The sequence below is a fragment of the Microbacterium sp. 22179 genome, assembly GCF_052045715.1.
GTDB classification, from domain to species: Bacteria; Actinomycetota; Actinomycetes; order Actinomycetales; family Microbacteriaceae; genus Microbacterium; species Microbacterium galbinum.
This window is the reverse complement of sequence record NZ_JBQEPJ010000005.1, coordinates 308,736-334,800: the sequence shown is the minus strand read 5'-3', so window position 1 is coordinate 334,800 and position 26,065 is coordinate 308,736. Positions and strand designations below refer to the sequence as shown.

Genomic DNA, 26,065 nt, shown 5'->3' with positions numbered 1-26,065 from the left:
ACCCGAAGGACCTCTTCGGGTTCGCGACCTCGCCCGTCCCCGTCGCCTGACCGGCCTGCGTCGAGGAGAGCCCGGTCTCGCCCCGCCGCATTCGGCCGAGGCGAACGGGCCTATGCTCACGAGGTGGGAAACATCGCCGGCCGGGTGGCTACCGGCACGTGGGTCGTCATCGGGCTCGTCGTGGTCGCCGTCGTGTGCGTGCTCACCGGCATCCTGCCGAGGGCGGATGCGGGGGCGCTCGGCGCGCGCATCGCCCCCGTTCTCGGGTTCGTGGTGGCGATCACGATCGTCGCCGAGCTCGCCCGCGACGCCGCCGTGTTCGACGTGGTCGCGCAGCGCCTCGCGCGCTGGGGCCGCGGCCGCGTGCTGCTGCTCTGGGGGCTCGTGATCGCCCTCGCCGTGGTGAGCACGGTCTTCCTCTCGCTCGACACGACCGCCGTGATCGTCACGCCCGTGGTGGTGGTGCTGGCGCAGAGCATCGGGGTGCCGCCGATCCCCTTCGCGCTGGCGACCGTGTGGCTCGCGAACACCGCATCGCTGGCTCTGCCGGTGTCGAACCTCACCAACCTGCTCGCAGCGTCGCAGATGGGCGGTCCCGGGACGTTCTTCGCGCTGAGCTGGGCGCCCACGCTCGTCGGCATCCTGATCCCGGTGGCGATCCTCACCCTCGTGCATCGGCGCACTCTGTTCTCCGCCTACGAGGTGCCGCCGCCGCGCCGCTCGGCCGATCCCGTGCTCTTCTGGTCGGCCACCGGCATCCTGGTCGTGCTCATGCCGCTGCTCGCCCTCACGCACGACGTGTGGATCCCGGCATCCGTCGCCGCTCTCGCCCTGATCGTGCTGTTCGCCGTGCGCCGGCGCCGCGCGCTGCGGCTCGGTCTCGTGCCGTGGCAGGCGCTCGCGCTCGCGGGGGCCCTGTTCGTGATCGTCGAGACGCTCCACGCACGCGGCATCCTGGACTTCCTGACGTCCCCGATCGCCGGCGACGCCCCGGGCGACCTCTTCCGTCTCGCCGCTCTCGGTGCCGCCAGCGCCAACGCGATCAACAACCTGCCGGCGTACCTCGTACTCGAGCCGGCGGCGGGCGATCCCGTGGCTCTCATGGCGCTGCTGATCGGGGTGAACCTCGGTCCGCTCATCACGCCGTGGGCATCGCTCGCGACCCTGCTGTGGCACAACCGGATCACCGCTCTCGGTGTCGAGATCCGGTGGGGCCGGTTCATGATGTGGGGCGCGATCGCCGCGATCCCGACCGTCGCGGTCGCGGTGCTGGCGCTGCTCCTCGTCGCCTGAAACCGTCAGTGCTCGCGGCGCGCCATGGTGACAAAATGCCCGTATCGTCCGCCGGCTTCACGATCAGCGAGCTGTGCTGCCCCGAGGTGCATCGAGCTGTGGATCTCGTCGACCGCGTGGGGGAGTCCGCGGATGCCCGGGGGCACCGCTCGCATCCACGCCGCGTCGATCGCGCTCGGGTCGCGCTCGAGCACGGAGTCCAGTGCGGTATCGCGCTCGCGTTCGATCGAGGCGCGGGTAGCCGCGTCTACCCTCCCCCACGCATCGACGATCGCGCCTTCCGTTTCGTCGAGGACGGACTGCAGGACGCCACGGCGGAGGTGATCCGCGTCTCGGTCGGTGAAGCGATCGCCGGCAGCCGTGCGCCTTCGCGAGACGCCCACCGCGAGGGCAAGGGCGAGGACTCCTGCGGCGACCGCGACGCACCACCAGGCGAAGGTGTCGTCCGCCCACTGGCTGCGGCGCAACTGCAGTGCGACGACGGAGCCGAGGGTGCCGACCGTCGCGATCCAGAGTGCTCCGGCCGCGAATCGACTCGGTATACCCATCCGGGCGGGGCGGACCAGAGAGCCGCCGAGTGCGCCGACGGCGATGGTTCCGGCCACGGCGATCACCACGGCGCCTGTCGCCGGATCGAGCACGGTGCTGCCGCGGCCCAGCCCGAGCCCTGCCAGGATGCCCGCCGGGGTCGCCGCCGCCGCGACGACGCCGATCACGCGCAGGGAGTTCCGCCAGGGTGACGGGGCGAGCTCGTCGCGCGCCCCGGGATTCGACCGGATCTTCTCGGCCACGGTGGACTCCCATCGCGCGCGTGCCTCGGGTTCCATCGCGGCGCGTAGAGCCGCGACCTTCCGCGCATAGGGCGGATGCCACGACACCACCTCGCGATCGATGAAGGCTTCGATCGGGTGGTCGGCGCTGTTGCGGGCGATGGCGCCCAGTGCCTGGCCCCGACCGTCGGTGATGTCCGAATCGGCGGCGCTCATGGCTGCGAGATGTCGGTCCACCGGAAGGTCGCGCTGTCGTCGAAGGTTCCATCGCCGCGACCGGGCCGCTGGGAGAAGTAGAGGATGACGCCGGCGATGAGGGTCAGTGGCCCGAGGCTCAGCCCGGCGGGCGCGAAACCGTCCGATACCGGGATGCCGAAGAAGAACTGCGGGATGGACGCCAGGATGAGCAGGCTTCCGATCCAGATCAGCCACAGACCGGGTGTGCGATACGGGCGTTTGCGGATGCGGCGCCGACGACGGGTCATGCACTCACGATAGCGGCCGGCCCGCCGACGCGAGGCGCTACTCCTGCGGCGGCCCCTCCGGCCGGTGGGCACGGCGACCCGAGACGACCACCGGGGCGACCGGGCGGCCGGCTCGCTCCTGCCCGGGAAGGGGGCGGGAGCGGCGGCCGTAGATGAGCTCCGACGAGTCGAGCAGCCACGGCACGAGCGTGATCGAGACGCCGTGCACCAGCATGAGCTGGTTCGCGAGACGGCGGGCGCGGCGGTTGTGCAGGAACGATTCCCACCAGTGCCCGACGATGTACTGCGGCAGGTAGACGGTCACCACCGACGAGCCGTGCTTCTCGCGGTACTGGGTGATGAACTGCGTGACCGGCTGCGCGAACGACCGGTACGGCGACTCGACGATCACCAGCGGGATCGGCACGAGGTGGTCCTTCCAGTCCTTCTGCACGGCGGCGGCGGCATCCGCCGAGACGGCCACGTGCACGGCCAGGGTCTTGTCGTGCTTCGCGGCGATCGCGTAGTCGATGGCCTTCATGACCGGCTTCTGCAGGTGGTTGACGAGCACGATGGCGACGTCGCCGGATGCCCCGAACCGCGTCGTGTCGTCGATCGCGATCTCGTGGTCGACGTCGCGGTAGTACCGCTTCACGCCGAGCATGAGGAACGCGAGGATCGGGATGGCGAAGAACACCAGGTAGGCGCCGTGCGTGAACTTCGTGATCGTGACGATCAGGAGCACCAGCACGGTGAGCGTCGCGCCGGCGGAGTTGATGACCAGGCCCACGCGGGCGGATCGGCGATCGGATGCCGCGCCCCCGTCGTGAGACGCCGCACCCTGCCCGCGCAGCACGCGCCGCCAGTGCCGCACCATGCCGATCTGGCCGAGCGAGAACGACACGAACACGCCGATGATGTACAGCTGGATCAGCGTCGTCAGCTTCGCCTGGAACACCACGAGCACGACGATCGCGGCGATGCCCAGCAGGATCATGCCGTTCGAGAACACCAGGCGGTCGCCGCGGGTGTTGAGCGACTTCGGGGCGTAGCCGTCGCGGGCGAGCACGGCCCCCAGCAGCGGGAATCCGTTGAACGCGGTGTTGGCCGCGAGCAGCAGCACGCACGCGGTGGCGGCCTGCACGACGAAGAACAGGATGCTTCCACCGCCGAACGTCGCGGACGCGATCTGCGCCATGAGGCTGGGTTGAGGGTTCGTGCAGTCGAAGCCGATGAGATCGCAGGGGTTCTCGGCGTAGTGCACGCCGGTGATGAGCGCGAGGGCGGTGAGGCCGGAGAACAGGCAGATCGCGATCGTGCCCATGAGCACCAGGGTGGACTGCGCGTTGCGCACCTTCGGCGCGCGGAAGGCGGGCACTCCGTTCGACACGGCCTCGACGCCGGTGAGGGCGGAGCATCCGCTCGAGAAGGCGCGCAGGATCAGCAGGATGACCGCGGCCTGGCTGAGGTTCTCGGCCTGCACCGAGAAGTCGGCACTGGAGGCGACCGGCGCATCGCCGAGGAACGTGCGCACCAGTCCGGTCACGATCATCAACCCGACCGAGCCGATGAAGACGTAGGTGGGGATCGCGAACACGAGGGATGCCTCGCGCACCCCGCGCAGGTTCACGATGATGATGAGGATCACGAACCCGACCGCCAGCTCCACGCGGAACGGGTCTAGGCCGGGCAGCGCCGAGATGATGTTGTCGACACCGGAGGCGACCGACACCGCGACCGTCAGCACGTAGTCGACGAGCAGGGCGGCCGCCACGATCACGCCGGGGATCTCGCCCAGATTCTTCGAGGCGACCTCGTAGTCGCCGCCGCCCGAGGGATACGCCTTGATGAGCTGGCGGTAACTGAGCACGACCACGATCAGCAGCACCACGACCGCCACCGCGACGAGCGGGGTGAAGGAGAGGAACGTGAGCCCGCCGATCAGCAGGATCATCACGAGTTCCTGCGGGGCGTAGGCGACCGAGCTGAGGGCATCCGACGCGAAGATCGGCAGGGCCATGCGCTTCGGCAGCAACTGGTCGTCGACCTGGGCGCTCGTCAGGGGTTCGCCGATGAGGATGCGCTTGACCGCCGGCCCATCGCCGCCCTCTCTGAATTCTTCCGACACGTCCGGCGACACTACTCCTGCCGAACGGCATCCTGACGGCATCCTCACGGAATCCCTACGGCCCGAGCGGGCGCCCTCACGAAATCCTCACGCGGCGGATGGACGGATGCACAGCCGTTTCCGATCACGGGTGGATAACGTCGACATCATGACCACCCTCCCTGTCGATGAGATCTCGATCCAGGAGACCAAGGCCCTGCGGGACCAGTTCCAGCGGTTCCTGCGCGAGTACGAGTTCGGCATGCGCGAGGTCGAGACGAAGATCTCGATCCTGCGCGACGAGTTCACCCACGACCACGCGTACAACCCGATCGAGCACGTCAAGAGCCGGCTGAAGTCTCCCGACAGCATCGTCGAGAAGCTCGCGCGCAAGGGCATCGACGAGCCCGACTTCGAGCTCATCCGCTCCGAGATCACCGACATCGCGGGCGTCCGCGTTACGTGCAGCTTCGTCGCCGACGTTTACCGGCTGTTCGATCTGCTCACCGCGCAGGACGACATCACCGTGCGGGTCGTGAAGGACTACATCGCCACCCCCAAGCCCAACGGCTACAAGAGCCTGCACGCGATCATCGAGGTGCCGGTGTTCCTCTCGACCGGTGCGCTGTCGGTGCCGGTGGAGGTGCAGTTCCGCACGATCGCGATGGACTTCTGGGCCAGCCTCGAGCACAAGATCTACTACAAGTTCTCGAACCAGGTGCCCTCGCATCTCGTCGACAGCCTGAGCGATGCGGCCGAGGCCGCCGCCGAACTCGACACCCGCATGGAGCGGCTGCACCGCGAGGCGCACGGGGTGCCGAAACGCCAGCTCGCCCCGCCTCCCCCGCCGCGCATCGTCGAGGTGTAGCCTCGGCGCCATCCGATCGGTCGTCCGCTCCGAAGAACCGGCGAGCACCGTCACCGGTGGACGAGGAGGGCATCATGGCCGATCGGCGTAGTGGAAAGCGGTTCATCGTGTGGGCGGCGCTGGCCGGCCTGATCAGCGGCGCGGTGTTCCTCGCCGTCGCCGAGCTGTTCGCCCTGCTCGTCGCCCGCGCGGCGAGCCCGGTGCTGGCCGTCGGCGGGTTCGTCATCGACATCGTGCCGCAGCCGTTCAAGGAGTTCGCGATCGCGACCTTCGGCGAGTACGACAAGGTCGCCCTGCTCGCCGGTCTCGGACTGGCGGTGGTCATCGCCTCGGCGATCGCCGGCATCCTGCAGCTCGTGCGCGCCCCGCTCGGCGTGATCGCACTCGGCATCGCCGGAGTGCTGTCGACCGCGGCGATCGTGACGCGCGCCGGGGTGACGCCCCTGGCCTTCCTGCCTCCCGTGCTCGGCACGGTCGCGGGCGCCGTCATCCTCGTCCTGCTGACCCGCCGCCTGCGCCGCTGGCGCGAGGCCGCCCTGGCCCCGGCCGCGGCGAAGAAGCCCGCCGTCGACCCCTCGACGCCCCCGATCACCAAGCCGTCTCCCACCGACCTCACCCCCGCCGACACGAAGGTCGGCGTCAGTCGTCGCGGGTTCTTCGGCCTCGCCGCGATCGCCGGTATCTCGGCCGTCGTCGTCGGGGTGGCGTCGCGCGCGGTGAGTATGACGGTCTCGTCGGTGGAGAGCATCCGCAAGGCGTTGAAGCTCCCCACCCCCAACAGCACCGTCACCATCCCCGACGGCGCCGAGCTGGACGTGCCGGGGATCAGCCCGCTCTTCACCCCGAACGAGGACTTCTACCGAGTCGACACGGCGCTCACCGTTCCGACGATCGACCCCGACACCTGGCGCCTCGTGATCGACGGCATGGTCGATGAGCGGGTCGAGATGAGCTTCCAGGATCTGCTCGACATGGGTCTCGACGAGTACGTCATCACCCTGACCTGCGTGTCGAACGAGGTCGGCGGCGAACTCGTCGGTAACGCGAAGTGGCTCGGCGTGCCGATCCGCGACGTGCTCGCGAAGGCCGGCGTGAAGTCCGGTGCCGACATGGTGCTCTCGCGCAGCGTCGACGGCTACACCGCCAGCACGCCGTTGGCGTCGCTGACCGACGACAACCTGGACGCGATCCTCGCGGTGGCGATGAACGGCGAGCCGTTGCCGCTCGAGCACGGGTTCCCGGTGCGCATGGTCGTGCCGGGTCTCTACGGCTACGTCTCGGCGACGAAGTGGCTCACCGAGCTCAAGGTCACCACCTTCGCCGACGACGAGGCCTACTGGACCCCGCGCGGGTACAGCGCCGAGGCGCCGATCAAGTTCTCGTCGCGCGTCGACACCCCGAAGCTCGGTGAGGCGGTCGAGGCCGGACGCATTCCGATCGCCGGGGTCGCCTGGGCGCAGTCGGTGGGCATCGACCGGGTCGAGGTCAGCATCGACAACGGCGAATGGACCCCGGTGACGCTGTCGAAGGCCATCAACGACGACACCTGGGTGCAGTGGTTCATGGAATGGGATGCGACCCCGGGCACCCACTACGTGGCGGTGCGGGCGATCAACAAGAACGGCGACACGCAGATCGAGGAGCGCGCGCCGATCGCGCCGAACGGCTCATCGGGCTGGCAGCGCTCGCTCGTGCGGGTCAACTGATCGGTGCGGGTGGCCCCGGCGCGTCCTAGGGTGGACGCATGACCTCCCCCTCCGCCTGTGTGATCACCGTGTCCGACCGATCGTTCGCGGGAGAGCGCGAGGATCGCGGCGGCCCCATCGCCGTCGGGCTGCTCCGCGAAGCGGGATGGCACTGCCCGGATGCCGAGATCGTCGCCGATGGCGCCGCCTCCGTCTCCGACGCTCTGCGTCGCGCGCTGGCCCGCGGTGCGAAGCTGATCGTCACGACCGGCGGCACGGGGATCGCTCCGCGCGATGAGACGCCCGAGGGCACCCGTCCGGTGATCACGCGCGAGCTTCCCGGGCTCGCCGAGGAGCTGCGTCGTCATGGTCTCGCCGACACCCCGAAGTCGGTGCTGTCGCGGGGCCTCGCCGGCGTCGTCGACCCGTTCGGCGCGCTCGTGGTGAACCTGCCCGGCTCCACGAACGCCGTCTCGTCCGGCATCCCGATCGTGCTCACGGTCGCCGCGCACATCGTCGACCAGCTCGCCGGCGGGGACCACGGATGAACGACGTCCGCATCGCCGCGATCGTCGAGCACCCGCTCGACCTCGACGCGCACCTCGCCGCGGTTGACGACCCGCGGCTCGGCGCGGTGACGACCTTCGTCGGGCGCGTGCGCGACAACGACCCGGATGCCGACACCCCGGTGATCGGACTCGAGTACAGCGCCCACCCCGACGCCACCGTCACCCTGCGGCGGATCGCCGCGGAGGCCGAGGGTGGGGCCGGCGCACTCGTCGCGGTCAGCCACCGCATCGGTCAGCTGGCCGTGGGGGACGCCGCCGTCGTGATCGCGGTGGCATCCGCGCACCGGGCCGAGGCCTTCGCCGTATGCCGCGAGATCATCGAGGCGATCAAGCGCGACCTTCCGGTGTGGAAGCGCCAGCACGAGTCCGACGGCACCTCGTCGTGGAAGGGCATCGGCGGCTGACGCTTCGGCTCGCCCTTCGTCTCGTCGCTACGCTCCTCGCTCAGGGACCGGTCGCGTTCGTCGGTCCCTGAGCGAGCGCAGCGAGACGATGGGTCACCCCCCGGCGAAGGGCGGCAGCACGTCGATGAGCTCGACCCCGTCGAGAGAGCGATCGTCATCGCTGCGCACGCCGTCGACCATCACGGCGCAGCGCGGCAGGATGTCGGCGAGTGCCGGGTGGTCGGCGACGACCGCGGCCCGGAGCCCGGCCAACGTGGGCTCGGCGCGCTCCTCGGCATCTGTCCCCGCGGCTTCGGCGGCGGCGGCGAAGTAGCGCACGCGGGTCATGCTGATGCCTCGCCGGGATCGGACTCGCCGGGCCGCACCCAGTCGCCCGAGCGCCCGCCCGACTTGGCGGTGATGCGCACGTTTTCGATCACGACCGAGCGGTCGAGTCCCTTGACCATGTCGACGACCGCGAGCGCCGTGACCGAGACGGCGGTGAGCGCCTCCATCTCGACGCCGGTGCGGTCGGCGGTGCCGACGGTGGCCTCGATCTGCACGCCGTCGTCGACGATCTCGAGGTCGACGCTCGCCCGGTGCACGCCGATCACGTGGGCGAGGGGCAGCAGGGATGCCGTCGACTTCGCAGCCTGGATGCCGGCGATGCGGGCGACGGCGATGACGTCGCCCTTCGGGGTGGTGCCGTCACGCAGGGCGGCGACCACGTCGGTGCTGCAGCGCACGAATCCCCGGGCGGTGGCGGTGCGGACGGTCGGCTGCTTGAGAGTGACGTCGACCATGTGCGCGTGACCGGCGGCATCCAGGTGGGTGAAGCTCATTCCACCAGCATGACATCGATCCGATCGCCGACGGCGACGGCTTCCACCTCGGCCGGGACGATCGCGAACGCCTGCGCCCGTGCGAGTCCTCCCGCCAGGTGCGAGCCGGAGCCTCCTGCGGTCGCGGGACGCACGGTGCCGGCGACGAGGTCGACGACGGCCGGAAGATACTGGCGCCGGCCCGGAGGGGTGGTCCACGCGGCATCCGCGGTCAGCGATGCGAGCGGCCGGTGGATCGCGGCCCGGCCCTGCATCGCCAGCAACGCCGGCCGCACGAACACCTCGAACGACACCGCGACGCTCACCGGGTTGCCGGGCAGGCCGAAGACCAGCGTGCCGGAATCGAGCACGCCGAACGCCTGCGGCTTGCCGGGCTGCATCGACACGCTCGCGAACTCGACCTCGCCGCCGCCGTCGAACGCCCCGCGCACGGGCTCGTAGGCTCCGGCGCTCACACCGCCCGTGAACACGATCACGTCGGCACCGAGGGCGACCGCTTCGGTCGTGACCGCGCGCACGGCATCCGCCTCGTCGGCCACGCGGGCGACCAGCACCACCTCGGCATCCGCCCCACCGACCAACTGTTCGAGGAGCGGGCCGTTCGAATCGGGGATGCGCCCCCGCACGACGGCATCGCCGGGCGCGAGCAGCTCGCTACCCGTCGACACGACCGCCACGCGCGGCGCGCGGCGCACGGCGACCTCGGCGATCCCGGCGGCGACGGCCGCGGCGATCTGGAACGCGCCGAGCCGTTCGCCGGCCCGCACGACGGGGTCGCCGGCGGAGAGGTCGGCTCCCCGGCGTCGGACGAACACGCCCGCCTTCGCCGGCGCGCGCAGCACCCGCACCTCGCCGAGAGAGTCGGCGAGACCGCCCGCGGTGTCTTCGAAGGGGACGATCGCGTCGGCGTCGGTCGGCGCCGGCGAACCGGTCATGATGCGGGCAGCCTCGCCGGCGGCGAGCGCCGGGTCGTCCGAGACTCCGGCCGGTAGATCGGCGACGACGCGCAGGGTGACGGGGGCATCGGCGGATGCCGTCGCGACATCTGCGTACCGCACGGCGAAGCCGTCCATCGCGGAGTTGTCGAAGAGCGGGATGTCGTGCGCGGCGGTCGCATCGGCGGCGAGGGTGCGGGCAGAGGCGTCGCGGATCGCGCGGGTCTCGGACGGCAACGGACGCACCGCGTCGAGCACGCGCGCGAGCTGCTCCTCGACCGTGCGGCGGCCTCCGGGTGCGGCGCTCACGCCGTGACCTCCGTCGCGACGCGGGCCGGGCCCGCGGGGCGGATCGCGACCTCGTGCTGCCGCGCCGAGAGGGCGTCGATCACGGCCAGGCGACCGAGCAGCGGGTCGCCGGCACCCGTGATGAGCTTCACGACCTCGCCCGCCAGCATCCCGCCGACCTGCACGCACAGGGCTCCGAGCACGCCGACCTGCGCGCAGCTGGGCGGTTCGCCCTCGGTGCCGATCGGGAAGAGGTCGGCCAGCACGACGGCATCCGATGCGGGCGGATCCGACCAGAACACCGTCACCTGCGCGTGCCATTCCTGCACGGCGCCCCAGACGAGGGGAACGCCCAGGACTTCGGATGCCGCGGCGACGGCTCGCCGCGTCTCGAAGGAGTCGCTCGTGTCGACGACGATGTCGGCGCCCGCGAGCAGCCTCTCGGCGTTGTCGGGGGAGAGGCGCTCGGAGCTCTGCACGACGGAGGTCTGCGGGGCGAGGGCCGTGATCGCGCGCGCCGCAGAGACGGTCTTCGGGGTGCCGATGTCGTCGACGCGATGGGCGAGCTGGCGCTGCAGGTTCGTGAGTTCGACCACGTCGTCGTCGATCACGGTGAGGGTGCCGATGCCGGCCGCGGCCAGCGCGAGCAGGGCGGGCGAGCCGAGGCCGCCGGCGCCGACGACCGCGACGTGCGCGGCGTTGAGGCGACGCTGCCCCTCTTCGCCGATACCGCCGAGCACGGCGTGACGCGCGGTGCGCACGAGCTCGGTCGGGTCGAGGGTCGGTGCGGGGGCGACGAGCGGGTCCATGGGTTCAGGGTATGCCGTGCGCTCGCTGTTCCGGAGGCCCGTGAGGGGTCAAGACACGCCGCGACTCGTGGCCCGCATCCGGCGTGTTGTGACCCCTCACGAAGAGATCGGTTGCGGGCGAGAGGTTCGTGATCCGCTTTCACGGATTCCTGGGTTCGGAATCTCCGCATGTGCGGTAGATTCGAACCCATGCAGACGTATCGGATCGCACGAGCCGCCCAGCTTCTCGGGGTCAGCGACGATACGGTGCGCCGCTGGGTCGACCAGGGTCTGCTGCCCGTGACCGACTCCACGCCCGCCGAGATCCCCGGCGATGCCCTCGCCGCCCGCGCCCTCGAGCTCGCCGACGAGGCGACCGCGCAGAGCGACTCCCTCTCGAGCGCCCGCAACCGCTTCGTCGGCATCGTCACGCGCGTGCAGATCGAGGGGCTGATGGCGCAGATCGACATCCAGGCCGGGCCCCACCGGGTGGTGTCCCTCATGTCGGCCGAGGCCGCGCGCGACCTGCGGCTCGAGATCGGCTCGCTCGCCACCGCCTCCGTCAAAGCGACCCAGGTCGTCATCGAGGTCCCGAAGGGGTGACCATGCACCGCTCCCTGCGCCGCTCCACCGCCGTCGGCATCGCCGCGCTCGCACTCGCGCTCGCGGGGTGCGCGAACGCCGCGCCGTCGGCGACCGCCCCATCGTCGACGGATGCCGCGGCCGACACGCTCGACGGCGAGGTCTCCGTCTACGCTGCGGCCTCGCTGGCGGGCGCTTTCGACGAGATCGCCACGGCGTTCACGGCCGAGCACCCCGACGTGACCGTGGTGCCGGTGTACGACGGCTCCTCCACCCTCGTGACGCAGATCCTCGAAGGCGCCCCGGCCGATGTGTTCGCCTCGGCCGACGAATCCAACATGGACAAGGCCGGAGATGCCGCCGTCGATCCGGAGCTGTTCGCCTCGAACACCCTCGTGATCGCCGTTCCCGCCGGCAATCCGAAGGGCATCGCCGACCTCGCCGATCTCGCCGATCTCGCCGATGTGACGACGGTGCTGTGCGCGGTCGAGGTGCCGTGCGGTGCGGCATCCGCGAAGCTCCTCGATGCGGCCGGCGTTTCGATCGAGGCCGCGAGCCTCGAGCAGAACGTCACCGCGGTGCTCACGAAGGTCGAGACCGGCGAGGCCGACGCCGGCCTCGTCTACGCCACCGATGTGATCGGCCGTGACGACGTCGAGGGTGTCGTGCCTGACAACGCCGACGACGTCGTGAACCACTATCCGATCGCCGCCCTCGCGGACGCCCCGAACCCGGATGCCGCGCAGGCCTTCGTCGCCTTCGTGCTGTCGGATGCCGGACAGGCCATCCTCGCGGAGTTCGGGTTCGGGAAGCCGTGAGCGCCGCCCTCGTGCCGGGGTACGCCCCGCGCACACTCGCGATCCCCGCGACGATCGGGCTCGTCTTCCTGCTGCTGCCGCTGATCGCGCTGATCTCGCGGGTCGAGTGGGCGACGTTCCTCGACGACGTGACCTCGGATGCCGCGCGCTCCGCACTCGTTCTCTCGCTCGGCACCGGACTCGTCGCCACGCTGCTCTGCATCCTCGTCGGTGTGCCGCTCGCCCTGCTCATCGCGCGCTCCGGCCCTCGTGTCGCGGCGGTGCTGCGCGCCGTGGTGACCGTGCCGCTCGTGCTGCCGCCGATGGTCGGCGGCGTCGCGCTCCTCTACCTCTTCGGGCGCGCGGGGTGGCTCGGCGGGCTCGGCCTGTCCTTCAGCACTCCCGCGGTCGTGCTGGCGCAGTCGTTCGTCGCCCTGCCGTTCCTCGTGCTCGCCGTCGAGGGAGCCGTGCGCGCCGCCGGGGTCGATCACGAACGCACGGCCGCCGCCCTCGGCGCCGGACGCTGGACGATCCTGCGCCGGATCACCCTCCCCCTCGCGGCTCCCGGCATCGTCGCGGGCGTCGTGCTGTGCTTCGCCCGGGCGATCGGCGAGTTCGGGGCGACCGCGCTCTTCGCGGGCAACCGGCCGGGCGTCACGCAGACCATGCCGCTGGCGATCTACACCGCGTTCAACGGTGCGGGCGTCTCGCAGGGTGCGGCGGTGGCCCTCGCGCTGCTGCTGCTCGCGACCGCGATCGCGGTGCTCCTGCTCGTGCGGGGCTGGCGGCCGGGGGCGGCGCGATGACGGCGCTGCGGGCGCATGTGGTCGTCGAGCGCGAGCACTTCGCGGTCGACGTCGCCCTCGCCGTGGCCGCCGGTGAGACGGTCGCGGTGATGGGCCCGAGCGGCGCAGGGAAGTCGACGCTGCTGCAGGCGCTCGCCGGGCTCGTGCCACTCGGCGGCGGCGAGATCTCCGTCGGTGAGCGGGTCGTCGACCGCACCGCCGCGCCCCGCGTGCAGGTCGCCCCCATGCACCGCGGAATCGTGCTGCTCGGACAGGACGCCCGCCTCTTCCCGCACCTCTCCGTGCGCGAGAACGTCGCCTTCGGCCCGCGGTCGGCCGGCGTCGCGGCTCGCCAGGCCCGGGCATCCGCCGATGCCTGGCTGGAACGCGTCGGCCTCCCCGGCGCCGGCGATCGGATGCCGCACGAGCTGTCGGGCGGCGAGAGCCAGCGCGTCGCCGTCGCCCGCGCGCTCGCCGCCTCGCCGCAGGCCGTGTTGCTCGACGAACCGCTCGTCGCCCTCGACCCCGACACGGCGGCCGGCATCCGCCGAATGCTGCGCGAGCAGCTCGCCGGCGTCACGACCGTCGCCGTCACCCACGATGCCGCCGATGCGGTGGCGCTCGCCGACCGGCTGCTCGTCATCGAGGCGGGGCGGGTCACGCAGAGCGGACCGGTGCGTGAGGTGCTCGGCGAGCCGGCATCGGACTTCGTCGCCAGCATCGGCGGGGTGAATCGCCTGGTCGGCGTCGCGGACGGAGGGGACTGGGTGGCCGGCGAGGTGCGACTCGCGAGTGCGGATGCCGCGTCGCGGGCGCTCGCCGCGGTCGACGGGGCGGCATTGGCCGCGGTGTTCCGCCCGGAGGATGCGCGCCTGGTCGGGGAAGAGGGGGCGGATGCGGACGCCTGGACGGTCACCGTGTCGGATCTGGAGCAGACGCTCACCGGAGTGCGCGTGCGGACCGGTATCGGCGTCGTCGACGTGCCGCTGGCGGATGCCGGGGGGCTGGCGGTCGGGAGCGCGGTGCGGGTGAGTGTCGCTGCGGACGCCGTGCGGTTCGTGGCCGTCCACTGAGTCGCCGGCGGCATCCGTTCGGCCGGGCCGACCGCCGGGCCCTGGCAATCCCCCGTCGATCACCGACGCATCCGCCCTGACCGGTATTCCAGCGGCTATTCTCGGAGGATGACGGGGATCGAGGGGGAGCGATGACGGCCGTACCGGTCGTGATCGGCCGCCGAGCGCCCGCCGCCGAGTCTCGTGAGCGGGCGGCGGTCGACCCGCGCGGACTCGTCGACACCCACGGCCGCGTGCACCGCGACCTGCGCATCTCCCTCACCGACCGCTGCTCGCTGCGCTGCACCTACTGCATGCCCGAGCAGGGCAACGAGTGGCTCGCCCGCACCAGCATCCTCTCGACCGACGAGATCGTCGAAGTCGCCGAGGTGGCCGCCGCCCTCGGCATCCGCACGTTCCGTCTCACCGGTGGGGAGCCGCTCCTGCGGCCCGACATCGTCGACGTCGTGCGGCGCATCTCGCGCATCCAGGGGGAGGACGGCCCGGTCGAGGTCGCGATGACGACCAACGGGATCAGCCTGGCCCAGAAGCTCCCCGCACTCATCGACGCGGGTCTCACGCGCCTGAACATCAGCATCGACACGATCGACCGGCAGCGCTTCGCCGACCTCACCCGGCGCGACCGGCTCGACGACGTGTTCGAGGGCATCGCGGCGGCCGCGGCATCCGAACTGCGACCGCTCAAGCTCAACGCCGTCGCCATGCGCGGCGTCAACGACGACCAGCTCGCCGACCTCGTGGCGTTCGCGATGGGGGTCGGCGCGCAGCTGCGCTTCATCGAGCAGATGCCGCTCGACGCGGGGCACACCTGGGATCGCGCGACGATGGTCACGCGCGAGGAGATCCTCGAAGCCCTCGGTGAGCGGTGGTCGTTGGAGCCGGTACCGGGGCGCGGGGGAGCGCCCGCCGAGAAATGGCGCATCGACGGCGGACCCCACGAGGTGGGCGTGATCGCCTCGGTCACCGCCCCGTTCTGCGGTGCCTGCGACCGCCTGCGGCTCACCGCCGACGGGCAGCTGCGCAACTGCCTCTTCTCGAACGACGAGTACGACCTCACGACGCTGCTGCGGGGCGAAGCATCCGTTCCCGGGCAGCGTGACGACGCGATCGCCGACCTGCTGCGGTCGTGCATCCTCGGAAAGCTGCCGGGTCATGCGATCGACGACCCGTCGTTCCTGCAGCCCGCCCGGGGGATGAACGCGATCGGCGGCTGAGCGGGCGGGGCACTGGCTCGAGGGAGTCAGAAGAACAGCATCGCTTTGTAGGCGATCGCGGACGAGACCGCGCACAGTACGGCGAGCAGGCCGATCGCCGAGACGGGCACGATCCACACGCGTTCTGCGCGCCGCAGGACGACGATCAGAACGAGACTCGCAATCTGAATCGCCGCGGCCGCCCACATGAACGTCTGACGGTTCTGGGCCAGAAGAGCCCACTCGCAGTTCGGCGAACAGTGCGGCGTCGAGATGCCCAAGAACCCGACCCAGAACACCGCCACCATCGCGGCCACGAGCTGCACCCACCAGACCACGAGACTCGCCCAGAACTGCGGGGACGGTTTCGGCCGGGTCCAGAATCCGATGCCGACTGCCACGCCGAAGGGGACCGCGGCGATCAGGGCCGCTTGTCCGAAGAGTTCGTACACCGGGCCAGTGTGCCCGATTTCGGCAGTCGCGCGCGGAGCCCTTGTGGAGAAGACGTCACGCGCGGTTCACAACTCCGGAGATAACGGGCGTTCCGGTCGGTTTCGGGGCTGAATGGGAGTGCAACGGGCGATATCTCCGGAGTTACGCGCGGGCGGGTGGGTGGCACCAACTCAGGAAGAACTCGTCGAAACGCGCTGAAACCGGGCTCGAACGGGCAATCTGACCTGTTCTTCCTGAGTTAGTGCACGGGCCCGCCGCCGCCTCAGCCCAGGAACTCCCGCGCGGCGGCCGACATCGCGGTGACCCCGACCTCGATCGTCGGGTGGATGACCGGCGCGAAGTACGGCGAGTGGTTGGTGGGGATGTCCTTGTCGAGCGTGCCGCCGGCCATCGCCGCCGCGAACGTCGCCGGGTCGACGCCGCCCCAGAACCAGAACACGAGGGGCGCGCCGGTGTCACGGGCGAACCAGGAGACGTCCTCACTGCCGGTGAACATGCCGGGATCGACGACGGATGCCTCCCCGAGAACACTCTGCAGCGCACGGGTGACGCGGGCCGTGGCATCCGCATCGTTGATCGTGGGCGGCAGGGTGTGGTCGGTGCGGATCTCGGGCTCGCGCTCGGCTCCGGATGCCGCGGCCTCGGCGCGCACGATCCGCTCGACGCTTGCGAGCACGCGGTCGCGCATCTCGTCGTTCGGGTAGCGCAGGCTGAGCTCGAGCTTCGCCTCGGCGGGGATGATGTTGTTCTTGAGTCCGGCGTGGATCGAGCCCACGGTCACGACGGCGACATCGCGCGGGTCGACCTCGCGCGAGGCGATGGTCTGCAGGCGCATGACGGTGGCCGCGGCCATCACGATCGGGTCGATCGTGGAGTGCGGGCGAGAGCCGTGCCCGCCGCGTCCGTGCAGGGTGACGGTGAGGCCGTCGGATGCCGCCATCTGCGTGCCGGGGCGCACACCGATCGTGCCGGCGGGCAGCGGGGTGACGTGCTGGCCGAGCACGATGTCGGGCTTCGGGGCGATGTCGAGCAGCCCGTCGTCGAGCATCGCGCGGGATCCGGCGCCATATTCCTCGGCGGGCTGGATGAGCACGACGAGCGTGCCCGACCACTCGGCGCGATCGGCGACGAGCTTCTCGACGGCACCGATCATCGCGGTCACGTGCATGTCGTGGCCGCAGGCGTGCATGACGGGCACGGTGTTGCCGGCGGGGTCGATGCCGGTCGCGGTGCTCGCGTAGGCGAGGCCGGTCTGCTCGCCCACGGGCAGTGCGTCCATGTCGGCGCGCACCCACACGACCGGGCCGTCGCCGTTGGTCAGGATGCCGACCACGCCCGTCACCCCGACGCCCTCGTGCACCTCGAGTCCGAGGTCGCGCAGATGGCCGGCGGCGATGCCGGCGGTGCGGGTCTCCTGGAAGGAGAGTTCGGGGTGCTGGTGCAGGTCGACGTAGAGCGCTTCGAGATCGATCGTCATGGCCCGAGCCTATCCGGCGGTGAGCGGGTCGCGCCTGGTGCACCGATCGGTGCAGAACGTCGGGAATGCGCGTTGAGAACCGGCGTTTCGCACCGATCAGTGCACGGGATCGCCCAGGGGTCAGGCGCCCGCGACGTAGGTCTCGAGGGCGGGGCCGGGGCGCAGCACCGCGGTGACGATCGCCTGGATGGCGAAGGCGCTGGTCTCGCCGAGCTCGATGAGGTCGGGGTGCAGCAGCCACTGCAGCTGCAGGCCGTCCATGACGGCGAGGATGCTGGCGGATGCCGCGGCGATCGTGTCGGGTGCGGTGACGCCCTCCTGCGCGCAGAGCTCGTGGAACGCGGCGGTCACCTCGCGGCGGAGGGTCGTGTAGCGCTCCTCGAAGTACTCGCGTCCGGGGTGGTGGTCGGTGACCGACTCCGACGAGAGCACGGTGTACGCCTGCACGATGCCGGGGCGCAGCTCGTTGGCGAACGCGGTGCGCACGAGGTGCAGGAACAGCTCGGGCCCGTCCGGGATGTGCTTCTCGGCGAGGTCGGCCACGTCGGCCTGGTCGCGATAGGCGAGCACTTCGAGCAGCAGCTTCTGCTTCGACCCGAAGTGGTGGAGCACGCCGGCGTGGGTCATGCCCACCTGTTCGGCGACATCGGCGAGGGTGCCGTTGGTCGATCCCTTGTTGCCGAAGATCTCGACGGCGGCCTGGAGGATCAGCTCGCGCTTGGCGCGGGTCGCCGGGCGCACCCGCGACTTCTCGCTGCTCTCGTTCACGGGACCCCCGTCGTTGGTGTTCAGGCTTGCCATCTTACTCACCAGTAGGTAACCTCTCGAAAGCTTACTTTCTCGCCAGTAAGCAAATCACGACGCCGTCGATCGACCGACCGCTCGACGGCAACGCAGCACAATGACCCGTGCCCCCAAGGAGAAGCAATGAAGCTCAGAAGGTCCTTGATCGCCCTCGCGGCGGTCACCGCGCTCGGCACCACCGCGCTCGCCGGATGCTCGTCCGGTGGATCATCGGATGCCGGTGACGGCGCCGGCTCCGCCGCCCTCACGATCGCCAAGCCCGACGGCGCGATCACCACCGAGTCGAACAACCCCTACGTCGGGGACTCCGCCGCCTCGAAGTACGGATACGGCAAGGTCATCTTCGAGACCCTCGGGCTCGTCAACCAGACCGGCGACCGCGGCGTCACCCCGTGGCTCGCCGAGAGCATCGAGTGGAACGACGACTACACGCAGCTCACGGTCGTGCCGCGCGAGGGCGTCACCTGGAGTGACGGCGAACCCTTCACCGCCGACGACATCGTCTTCACCTACGAGCTCGTCTCGACCCCCGCGCTCGACACCGCCGGCCTGAAGTTCGAGGGGGCGACCGTCGACGGCGACGCCGTGACCCTCACCTTCGGAGAGTCGAAGTACGTCAACCAGGCGCGCGTGCTGCACGTGCCGATCGTGCCGAAGCACATCTGGGAGAACCTCGACGAGCCGGCCACCGACCCGGTCACGGGCGACGACCTCGTGGGCACCGGCCCCTACGTCCTCTCGAACTGGTCGACCGAGTCGGTCACCCTCGAGGCCCGCGACGACTACTGGGGCGGCGACCTCGCCGTGCCCGAGCTGCACTACGTCTCGTACGGCGACAACACCGCTCTGACCACCGCCCTCGCGCAGGGCGAGGCGGACTGGGCGCAGGCCTTCATCCCGCAGATCGAGGAGCAGTTCCTCTCGGCCGACCCCGAGCACAACAAGTTCTTCGTCGCCCCGACCACGGGATCGGCGACGCTGTTCATGAACCTGCAGGAGAAGCCGTTCGACGACCCCGCGTTCCGTCAGGCGCTCGCCTGGGTGATCGACCGCGACGCCTACGTCGACATCGCCCGCGAGGGCGCGAGTGAGCCCGTGTGGTCGGTGACCGGCCTGTCGTCGATCCTCGAGGACGAGATCCAGCCCGAGTTCGCGGGCCAGAACTACGAGGTGGATGCCGAGAAGGCGCGCGATCTGCTGGAGGGCGCGGGCTACACCTGGAAGGACGACGCGCTCGTCGACCCCGACGGCACGCCCGTCTCGTTCACGCTCTCGGTGCCCTCGGGCTGGAGCGACTGGAACACCGCGCAGGAGCTCATCGCCGAAGACGTCAAGGAGTCCATCGGCGCCGAGGTCAAGATCGACATGCCCGACTGGGGCGGTTGGGCCGACCCGCGCGACAACGGAACGTTCTCGGCGATCATCCACTGGCTCGAGGACAGCGGCACGGCCTACGGCCTGTACACCTCGACCATGGATCCGCGTTGGATCTCCCCGGAGGGCATCGCCGGCTTCAACTTCGGCCGGTTCGAGGACCCCGCCGCGACCGAGGCGCTGAACACCTACGCGAACGCCTCGTCCGACGAGGAGCGCACCGCATCGCTCGACACGCTGCAGAAGATCTTCGTCGAGCAGGTGCCCGCGATCCCGCTCGGTGCGCACCCGCTGCTGGGCGAGTACAACACGCGCAATTACGTCGGCTGGCCGTCGGAGGAGGACCCCTACGCCTCGGGTGACCCGACGCAGCAGAACATCGTGCAGATCCTCACGAAGCTGAAGCCCGCCGAGTAGCCCTTCGTCTCGCTCCGCTCGCTCAGGGACCGGTCGCCATGCACCGGTTCCTGAGCGAGGAGCGGAGGGACGAGACGAAGGACGCCCCCACGAAGGAACCCCCATGCCAGACCCCCTCCTCACCGTGCGCGACTTCTCGGTCGTGTACGACGTCGATCCGCCCGTCGCGGCGGTCAAGAACGTCACCCTCGAACTGCAGCGCGGCGAGATCCTCGGTCTCGCCGGCGAGAGCGGATGCGGCAAGACCACGCTCGCGTACGGCGTGCAGCGTCTCTTGCGGGCGCCGGCCGTGATCACCGGTGGCGACGTCACGTTCCACGACGCCTCCGGTGTCGATGTCGACATCAACTCGCTCGACGTCGATGCGATGCAGCGCTTCCGCTGGGACAAGGTGTCGATGGTGTTCCAGGGTGCGATGAACGCCCTGAACCCGGTGGCGACGATCGGGTCGCAGCTCGAGGACGTGTTCGAGATCCACCGCCCCGACATGAACCGCCGCCAGCGCCGGGCCGAGGCCGAGGAGCTGCTCGAGATCGTGAAGGTCGGGCGGCAGCGGGTGCGCTCGTTCCCGCACGAGCTGTCGGGCGGCATGCGCCAGCGCGTGATGATCGCGATGGCGCTCGCGCTGCGTCCGCAGCTGATGGTGATGGACGAGCCGACCACCGCGCTCGACGTTCTGGTGCAGCGCGAGATCCTCAAGCAGATCTCGCAGCTGCGGCACGAGTTCGGCTTCTCGGTGATCTTCATCACCCACGATCTGCCGTTGCTGCTCGAGATCAGCGACCGGATCGCGATCATGCGCGAGGGAGAGATCATCGAGCTCGCCACCGCCGAGCAGATCTGGCGGCAGCCGCAGCAGGAGTACACGCGCACGCTGCTGTCGTCGTTCCCCCGGCTCACCGGGGAGAGAGGGGTGCTGGTGCGATGACCACCCTCGAGTTCCAGAACATCACCAAGACCTACACGGTGCGCGGCGCCGGGCAGATCACCGCTCTCGACGACGTGAGCTTCACCCTCGACTCGGGGCGCACGCTCGGTCTCGTCGGGCAGTCGGGCAGCGGCAAGTCGACGATCGCGAAGATCCTCACCCAGCTCGAGACCCCCACGAGCGGTCGGGTGCTGCTCGACGGCGCGCCCGTGCCGCGACGCGGCACGGGCCTGCGGCGGTACCGCCAGCAGTTGCGCATGGTCTTCCAGGATCCGTTCGCCTCGCTCAACCCGTACCACTCGATCCGCTACCACCTCGAGCGGCCGATCCGCCTCGATGACGTCGTGCCGAAGAAGGACACCGAAGACGAGGTGCGGCGCCTGCTCGCGCGCGTCCGTCTCGATGCGGATGCCGTGATCGATCGCCGCCCGCACGAGCTGTCGGGCGGTCAGCGCCAGCGCGTCGCGATCGCCCGCGCGCTGGCCTCGCGTCCGTCGATCCTGGTGGCCGATGAACCGGTGTCGATGCTCGACGTCTCGATCCGCCTCGGCGTGCTCACCCTGCTCGCCGACCTCCAGCGCGAAGAGGGACTCGGCGTGCTGTACATCACGCACGACCTCGCCACCGCGCGCCACTTCAGCGACGAGATCATGGTGCTCAACCAGGGGCGCGTGGTCGAGTACGGCACCGCCGACGACGTCATCCTGAACCCGCAGGACCCGTACACGCGCGAGTTGCGCGCGGCATCCCCCGACCCCGAGAAGCACTTCGCCTCGGCATCCGCGAACGGAGGCGCGCTGTGAGCACCGCATTCCCCCAGCTCGACGACAACGACCTCATCCAGCAGGACGCGCTCGAGGTCGGCACGACCGCGACGACCGCCGAGCGCGGGCGACGTCCGGTCGCCTGGCGCTTCTTCCTCGGGCGCGCGGGCTTCTACCTGTTCACCCTCTGGGCCGCGATCACGATCAACTTCTTCCTGCCGCGCTTCATGAAGGGCGACGCGGTCAGCTCGTATCTCGCGCGCAACCGCAACGTCAGCCCGGAGGCGGCGGAGTCGCTGCGCATCCTTCTCGGCATCGACAGCGACAAATCGATCTGGCAGCAGTACATCGAGTACTGGGGGATGCTGTTCCGCGGCGACCTCGGCATCTCCACGCTGCACGGGCTGCGACCGGTGGGCGAGGTGCTCGCCGCCGCCCTGCCGTGGACGCTGGGCCTGGTGGGCCTCGCGACGATCATCTCGTTCCTCATCGGCACCGTCGGTGGCGCGATCGTCGGCTGGAAGCGGGGGAGCAGGCTCGACGCGCTCATCCCGATCACGACCTTCTTCAACACGATCCCGTACTTCTGGCTGGGGCTCATCGCGATCGCGATCTTCTCGTCGACGCTGAAGTGGTTCCCGTCGTCGCACGCCTACGACAAGGGCCAGTCTCCCGAGTGGAGCCTCGACTTCATCGGCCAGGTGATCATGCACGGCACGCTGCCCGCGATGACGATCATCATCGCGTCGCTCGGCGGATGGATGCTCGGCATGCGCAACATGATGCTGACCGTTCTCGACGAGGACTACATCACCGTCGCGCAGGCGAAGGGCATGCCGAACCGGCGCGTGCTGTGGGCATACGCCGCGCGCAACGCGGTGCTGCCGCAGATCCAGAGCTTCGCGCTCTCGATCGGCTTCATCGTCGGCGGCACGATCGTCATGGAGATGGTCTTCAGCTACCCCGGCCTCGGCAAGCTGCTGCTCGACGCCACCAACGCCAAGGACTTCGCTCTCATGCAGGGCGTCTTCCTGGTGATCACGCTCTCGGTGCTCGCGGCCAACATCCTCGCCGATGTCGTCTACGCGTACCTCGACCCGCGCACCCGCCAGACGGAGGCCTGAGATGACCGATACACGCAAGACCTTCTGGTCGCAGCTCTCGCAGGCGTTCGCGATGTTCCGCAACCGCAAGTCGATCGCCGGGCTCATCATCCTCGGCATCTTCGTGCTCATCGCGATCCTCGCCGACTGGATCGCGCCCTACGGCCCGACCCAGAAGGACCGCTCGGCGCTGCGCCAACCGCCGTCGTTCGAGCACTGGCTCGGCACGACGCACATGGGCGAGGACGTGCTCAGTCAGATCATCTTCGGTACCCGCGGCGTCATCGTGGTCGGCTTCCTGTCGGCCGCGATCGCCACGGTCATCGCGATCACGATCGGCGTCATCGCCGGCTACGTGCGCGGCTGGAAGAGCGAGTCGCTGTCGGCGCTGACGAACGTGTTCCTGGTGATCCCCGGCATCCCGCTGATCATCATCATCGCCTCGCAGTTCGACAACCCGCCGATCATCCTCATCGCCGCGGTGCTCGGCCTCACCGGCTGGGCGTGGGGTGCGCGCGTGCTGCGCGCGCAGACGATGTCGCTGCGCAACCGCGACTTCATCCAGGCGGCGCGCGCCAACGGCGAGCCCCTGCGCCGGATCATCACGGTCGAGATGCTGCCGAACCTCATGGCGCTCATCGCGTCGAGCTTCGTCGGCACCGTGACCGCCGCGATCCTGGGCCTGACGACGCTCGCGTTCATCGGGGTGATCCCGGTGAACAACCTCAACTGGGGAACGATCCTGTTCTGGGCCCAGCAGAACGGCGCGTTCCCGCGCCTGTGGTGGTGGTACGTGCCCGCCGGACTCTGCATCGCGATCATCGGCGTCGCCCTGTCGCTCATCAACTTCGGCATCGACGAGTACGTCAACCCGCGCCTGCGCTCGGCGGGCGAGCGGGCGCGCGCGATGAAGAAGAAGGGGCTCGACGTGAACGACGCCGTCACGGCGGTGCGCAGCATCCCGATGGCGAACACGGATGCTCCGCCCAGCTCGACCCGAGACGATACGACCACACAGAACTCCTCGACCATCCTGACCCGGAACGCGAAGTGATGACCTCTCCCACCCTCACCACGGCTCTGCCGTACCAGGACCCCGCCCTCTCGATCGACGAGCGCGTCGCCGACCTCCTCGGGCGCATGACGCTCGAGGAGAAGGTCGGGCAGATGCTGCAGCTCGACGCGCGCGACGATCTCGACGACCACGTCCTGCGCCGTCACGCCGGGTCGATCCTGCACACGTCGCCCGAGCGCATCCTGCGCGCGAACGACCTGACCGCCCAGACCCGCCTGCGCATCCCGCTGCTGGTCGCCGAGGACTGCATCCACGGCCACTCGTTCTGGCCGGGGGCGACGATCTACCCGACCCAGCTCGGCATGGCCGCCTCGTGGGATGCCGAGCTCGTCGAGCGGGTGGCCCGCGCCACCGCCGAGGAGGTCGCGGTCACCGGCATCCACTGGACCTTCTCCCCCGTGCTGTGCATCGCCCGCGATCTGCGCTGGGGCCGCGTCGACGAGTCGTTCGGCGAGGACCCGTTCCTCATCGGCGAGCTCGCCTCGGCGATGGTGCGCGGCTACCAGGGCGACGGTCTCGACGACCCGACCGCGGTGCTCGCGACCGCCAAGCACTTCGCCGGCTACTCCGAGACGCAGGGCGGCCGCGACGCCAGCGAGGCCGACATCTCGCGCCGCAAGCTGCGCTCGTGGTTCCTGCCGCCGTTCGAGCGGGTCGCCCGCGATGGCTGCCGGGTGTTCATGCTCGGATACCAGACGATGGACGGCATCCCGATCACCACCAACGACTGGCTGCTCACCGACGTGCTGCGCGGCGAGTGGGGATACACCGGCACCCTCGTCACCGACTGGGACAACGTCGGTCGGATGGTGTGGGAGCAGCACGTGCAGCCCGACTACGCGCACGCCTCGGCCGCCGCGACGCGCGCCGGTAACGACATGATCATGACGACGCCGCGCTTCTTCGAGGGCGCGCTCGAGGCGGTCGAGCGCGGGTTGCTGCCGGCGGATGCCTTCGACGCCGCCGCCGCGCGCATCCTCACCCTCAAGTTCGAGCTGGGGCTGTTCGAGGATCCGCGTCTGCCGCGCGACGACCTCGACGAGATCGTCGGCAGCGCCGCGCACGCCGAACTGAACCTCAAGATCGCGCGCCGATCGATCGTGCTGCTCGAGAACGACGGCGTGCTGCCGTTGGATGCCGCGGCGCCGACGAAGGTCGCGGTTGTGGGTCCGCTCGCCGACGACGCGCAGACGCAGCTCGGCGATTGGGCCGGAGGGTCGGGCCAGGCCGGATGGCTCGACGGTCAGCCGCGCGAGATGATCACGACCGTGCTCGACGGGCTCTCGGGTGTCGGGGGCTGGGAGGTCTCGCACGCGCGCGGGGCCGACATCCTCACTCTCGAGGACGACCCGCAGGGAGCGCTGTTCCCCGACGGGCAGCCGCGCCCGCGCATCGTGAAGCCGTGCGCCCCCGACGAGGCGCTGATCGCCGAGGCCGTCGCCGCCGCAGAGGCCGCCGATGTCGTGGTCGCCGTCGTCGGAGACCGCATCGAACTCGTCGGCGAAGGCCGTTCGACCGCCACGCTCGAACTCATCGGCGGGCAGAACGCACTGCTCGACGCGGTGATCGCGACCGGCACACCCGTGGTGGTGGTGCTGATGGCGTCGAAGCCACTCGTGCTGCCGGCATCCGTCTCGCAGGCCGCGGCCGTGATCTGGGCCGCGAGCCCGGGCATGCAGGGCGGCCGTGCGATCGCCGAGATCATCGCGGGCGAGGTCGAGCCGTCGGGCCGTCTGCCGATCTCCTTCGCCCGGCACGTCGGCCAGCAGCCGACGTACTACAACCAGATCCGCGGGCAGCACGGCGATCGCTACGCCGACCTCACGCAGGCGCCGGCCTGGGGCTTCGGCGAGGGGCTGTCGTACACGACGGTCGCGTATTCGGACCTCGCGCTGGAGCGTTCGGAGCTCGGCCTCGGCGACATCGTCGTCGGGCACGTGACGGTGACGAACACGGGTTCGCGGCCGGTTCGCGAGACGGTGCAGGTCTACGTGCGGGATGCCGTGACGAGCGTCAGCTGGACCGATCGCGAACTCAAGACCTATCGCCAGGTCGACCTCGCGCCGGGGGAGTCGGCGCGGGTGCGGGTCGAGGTGCCGGTCGCCGACTGCACGATCGTGGATGCCGCGGGCGTGCGGGTCGTGGAGCCGGGGGAGTTCGCCCTGCTGGTCGGCCCCTCGTCGCGCGAGGAGAAGCTGCTCGGGGCGGGGTTCACGGTGGAGTGACCGTCCGGCGGTGGTACGCGCAC

General features: G+C 70.3%; 26 protein-coding genes. 16 read left to right on the top strand and 10 right to left on the bottom strand.

Going from position 1 to position 26,065, the window contains the following annotated elements:
• The first annotated feature begins 123 nt into the window (after positions 1-123).
• Complete coding sequence (locus ACTJKK_RS13335; RefSeq protein ID WP_440748356.1) at positions 124-1,293, top strand: SLC13 family permease; 1,170 nt, start codon at positions 124-126, stop codon at positions 1,291-1,293.
• 5 nt (positions 1,294-1,298) lie between these two features.
• Here ACTJKK_RS13335 and ACTJKK_RS13330 read toward each other — a convergent pair whose 3' ends face one another.
• The 3 genes from ACTJKK_RS13330 to ACTJKK_RS13320 are packed head-to-tail and all read right to left on the bottom strand — an operon-like array spanning position 1,299 to position 4,697.
• Positions 1,299-2,279: a hypothetical protein gene (locus ACTJKK_RS13330; protein ID WP_440748355.1), complete on the bottom strand. Its 981-nt coding sequence runs from the start codon at positions 2,277-2,279 to the stop codon at positions 1,299-1,301.
• Positions 2,276-2,548, bottom strand: coding sequence for a hypothetical protein (locus ACTJKK_RS13325; RefSeq protein ID WP_440748354.1), 273 nt, complete (start codon positions 2,546-2,548; stop codon positions 2,276-2,278). The genes ACTJKK_RS13330 and ACTJKK_RS13325 overlap by 4 nt, the downstream gene beginning before the upstream one ends.
• 37 nt (positions 2,549-2,585) lie before the next feature.
• Entirely contained in the window at positions 2,586-4,697 is a 2,112-nt protein-coding gene (locus ACTJKK_RS13320) for an APC family permease (RefSeq protein WP_440748358.1), read from the bottom strand.
• 106 nt (positions 4,698-4,803) lie between these two features.
• Here ACTJKK_RS13320 and ACTJKK_RS13315 point away from each other — a divergent pair, with 106 nt between their 5' ends.
• The 4 genes from ACTJKK_RS13315 (at position 4,804) to ACTJKK_RS13300 (ending at position 8,160) form a co-directional block, all read left to right on the top strand.
• Positions 4,804-5,502, top strand: coding sequence for a GTP pyrophosphokinase (locus tag ACTJKK_RS13315; RefSeq protein ID WP_247623715.1), 699 nt, complete (start codon positions 4,804-4,806; stop codon positions 5,500-5,502).
• Positions 5,503-5,576: 74 nt separating this feature from the next.
• Positions 5,577-7,208 (top strand): molybdopterin-dependent oxidoreductase, encoded by a 1,632-nt coding sequence (locus tag ACTJKK_RS13310; RefSeq protein WP_440748353.1) that lies wholly within the window; start codon positions 5,577-5,579, stop codon positions 7,206-7,208.
• A gap of 38 nt (positions 7,209-7,246) precedes the next feature.
• A complete protein-coding gene (locus ACTJKK_RS13305; RefSeq protein ID WP_440748352.1) occupies positions 7,247-7,735 on the top strand; it encodes a MogA/MoaB family molybdenum cofactor biosynthesis protein in 489 nt (162 codons plus the stop codon).
• Positions 7,732-8,160 carry a molybdenum cofactor biosynthesis protein MoaE gene (locus tag ACTJKK_RS13300; RefSeq protein ID WP_247957490.1) on the top strand — a complete coding sequence of 143 codons (429 nt, stop codon included), beginning with the start codon at positions 7,732-7,734 and terminating at the stop codon, positions 8,158-8,160. The genes ACTJKK_RS13305 and ACTJKK_RS13300 overlap by 4 nt, the downstream gene beginning before the upstream one ends.
• A 93-nt stretch (positions 8,161-8,253) precedes the next feature.
• Here ACTJKK_RS13300 and ACTJKK_RS13295 read toward each other — a convergent pair whose 3' ends face one another.
• From ACTJKK_RS13295 to ACTJKK_RS13280, 4 genes are read right to left on the bottom strand one after another with little or no spacing between them, the layout of a single operon-like run.
• Complete coding sequence (locus ACTJKK_RS13295; RefSeq protein WP_440748351.1) at positions 8,254-8,487, bottom strand: MoaD/ThiS family protein; 234 nt, start codon at positions 8,485-8,487, stop codon at positions 8,254-8,256.
• Positions 8,484-8,981 carry a cyclic pyranopterin monophosphate synthase MoaC gene (moaC, locus tag ACTJKK_RS13290; protein ID WP_440748350.1) on the bottom strand — a complete coding sequence of 166 codons (498 nt, stop codon included), beginning with the start codon at positions 8,979-8,981 and terminating at the stop codon, positions 8,484-8,486. The genes ACTJKK_RS13295 and moaC overlap by 4 nt, the downstream gene beginning before the upstream one ends.
• A complete protein-coding gene (locus ACTJKK_RS13285) occupies positions 8,978-10,225 on the bottom strand; it encodes a molybdopterin molybdotransferase MoeA (protein WP_440748349.1) in 1,248 nt (415 codons plus the stop codon). Before ACTJKK_RS13285 ends, moaC begins: the two co-directional genes overlap by 4 nt.
• The gene (locus ACTJKK_RS13280; protein WP_440748348.1) at positions 10,222-11,013 is read right to left on the bottom strand and encodes a HesA/MoeB/ThiF family protein; all 792 of its coding nucleotides are present in this window, start codon (positions 11,011-11,013) and stop codon (positions 10,222-10,224) included. The genes ACTJKK_RS13285 and ACTJKK_RS13280 overlap by 4 nt, the downstream gene beginning before the upstream one ends.
• Positions 11,014-11,202: 189 nt before the next feature.
• Here ACTJKK_RS13280 and ACTJKK_RS13275 point away from each other — a divergent pair, with 189 nt between their 5' ends.
• The 5 genes from ACTJKK_RS13275 to moaA all read left to right on the top strand — a co-directional run bounded on the left by ACTJKK_RS13275 (position 11,203) and on the right by moaA (position 15,443).
• Complete coding sequence (locus ACTJKK_RS13275; RefSeq protein ID WP_440748347.1) at positions 11,203-11,595, top strand: TOBE domain-containing protein; 393 nt, start codon at positions 11,203-11,205, stop codon at positions 11,593-11,595.
• A gap of 2 nt (positions 11,596-11,597) precedes the next feature.
• Positions 11,598-12,392, top strand: a complete 795-nt coding sequence (gene modA, locus ACTJKK_RS13270) for a molybdate ABC transporter substrate-binding protein (RefSeq protein WP_440748346.1) — start codon at positions 11,598-11,600, stop codon at positions 12,390-12,392.
• Positions 12,389-13,177: a molybdate ABC transporter permease subunit gene (gene modB / locus ACTJKK_RS13265; protein ID WP_440748345.1), complete on the top strand. Its 789-nt coding sequence runs from the start codon at positions 12,389-12,391 to the stop codon at positions 13,175-13,177. Before modA ends, modB begins: the two co-directional genes overlap by 4 nt.
• A complete protein-coding gene (locus tag ACTJKK_RS13260; protein ID WP_440748344.1) occupies positions 13,174-14,229 on the top strand; it encodes an ABC transporter ATP-binding protein in 1,056 nt (351 codons plus the stop codon). The genes modB and ACTJKK_RS13260 overlap by 4 nt, the downstream gene beginning before the upstream one ends.
• Positions 14,230-14,360: 131 nt before the next feature.
• Positions 14,361-15,443: a GTP 3',8-cyclase MoaA gene (moaA, locus tag ACTJKK_RS13255; protein WP_247623701.1), complete on the top strand. Its 1,083-nt coding sequence runs from the start codon at positions 14,361-14,363 to the stop codon at positions 15,441-15,443.
• Between the two features lie 26 nt (positions 15,444-15,469).
• On the opposite strand, the gene ACTJKK_RS13250 is transcribed toward moaA, so the two are convergent.
• The 3 genes from ACTJKK_RS13250 to ACTJKK_RS13240 form a co-directional block, all read right to left on the bottom strand.
• A complete protein-coding gene (locus ACTJKK_RS13250) occupies positions 15,470-15,874 on the bottom strand; it encodes a hypothetical protein (RefSeq protein ID WP_440748343.1) in 405 nt (134 codons plus the stop codon).
• Between the two features lie 263 nt (positions 15,875-16,137).
• Positions 16,138-17,352, bottom strand: a complete 1,215-nt coding sequence (locus tag ACTJKK_RS13245) for an amidohydrolase (RefSeq protein ID WP_247957499.1) — start codon at positions 17,350-17,352, stop codon at positions 16,138-16,140.
• A 120-nt stretch (positions 17,353-17,472) separates the two neighbouring features.
• Positions 17,473-18,153 carry a TetR/AcrR family transcriptional regulator gene (locus ACTJKK_RS13240; protein WP_247957573.1) on the bottom strand — a complete coding sequence of 227 codons (681 nt, stop codon included), beginning with the start codon at positions 18,151-18,153 and terminating at the stop codon, positions 17,473-17,475.
• Positions 18,154-18,279: 126 nt separating this feature from the next.
• Here ACTJKK_RS13240 and ACTJKK_RS13235 point away from each other — a divergent pair, with 126 nt between their 5' ends.
• The 6 genes from ACTJKK_RS13235 to ACTJKK_RS13210 all read left to right on the top strand — a co-directional run bounded on the left by ACTJKK_RS13235 (position 18,280) and on the right by ACTJKK_RS13210 (position 26,042).
• Positions 18,280-19,947 (top strand): ABC transporter substrate-binding protein, encoded by a 1,668-nt coding sequence (locus ACTJKK_RS13235; protein ID WP_247957500.1) that lies wholly within the window; start codon positions 18,280-18,282, stop codon positions 19,945-19,947.
• Positions 19,948-20,050: 103 nt separating this feature from the next.
• Positions 20,051-20,875 carry an ABC transporter ATP-binding protein gene (locus ACTJKK_RS13230; protein WP_247633129.1) on the top strand — a complete coding sequence of 275 codons (825 nt, stop codon included), beginning with the start codon at positions 20,051-20,053 and terminating at the stop codon, positions 20,873-20,875.
• Positions 20,872-21,678, top strand: a complete 807-nt coding sequence (locus tag ACTJKK_RS13225) for an ABC transporter ATP-binding protein (protein WP_336641151.1) — start codon at positions 20,872-20,874, stop codon at positions 21,676-21,678. Before ACTJKK_RS13230 ends, ACTJKK_RS13225 begins: the two co-directional genes overlap by 4 nt.
• The gene (locus ACTJKK_RS13220) at positions 21,675-22,763 is read left to right on the top strand and encodes an ABC transporter permease (RefSeq protein WP_247633127.1); all 1,089 of its coding nucleotides are present in this window, start codon (positions 21,675-21,677) and stop codon (positions 22,761-22,763) included. The genes ACTJKK_RS13225 and ACTJKK_RS13220 overlap by 4 nt, the downstream gene beginning before the upstream one ends.
• Position 22,764: 1 nt before the next feature.
• Entirely contained in the window at positions 22,765-23,796 is a 1,032-nt protein-coding gene (locus ACTJKK_RS13215) for an ABC transporter permease (RefSeq protein WP_440748342.1), read from the top strand.
• Positions 23,796-26,042 (top strand): glycoside hydrolase family 3 N-terminal domain-containing protein, encoded by a 2,247-nt coding sequence (locus ACTJKK_RS13210; RefSeq protein ID WP_440748341.1) that lies wholly within the window; start codon positions 23,796-23,798, stop codon positions 26,040-26,042. The genes ACTJKK_RS13215 and ACTJKK_RS13210 overlap by 1 nt, the downstream gene beginning before the upstream one ends.
• Positions 26,043-26,065: the final 23 nt, after the last annotated feature.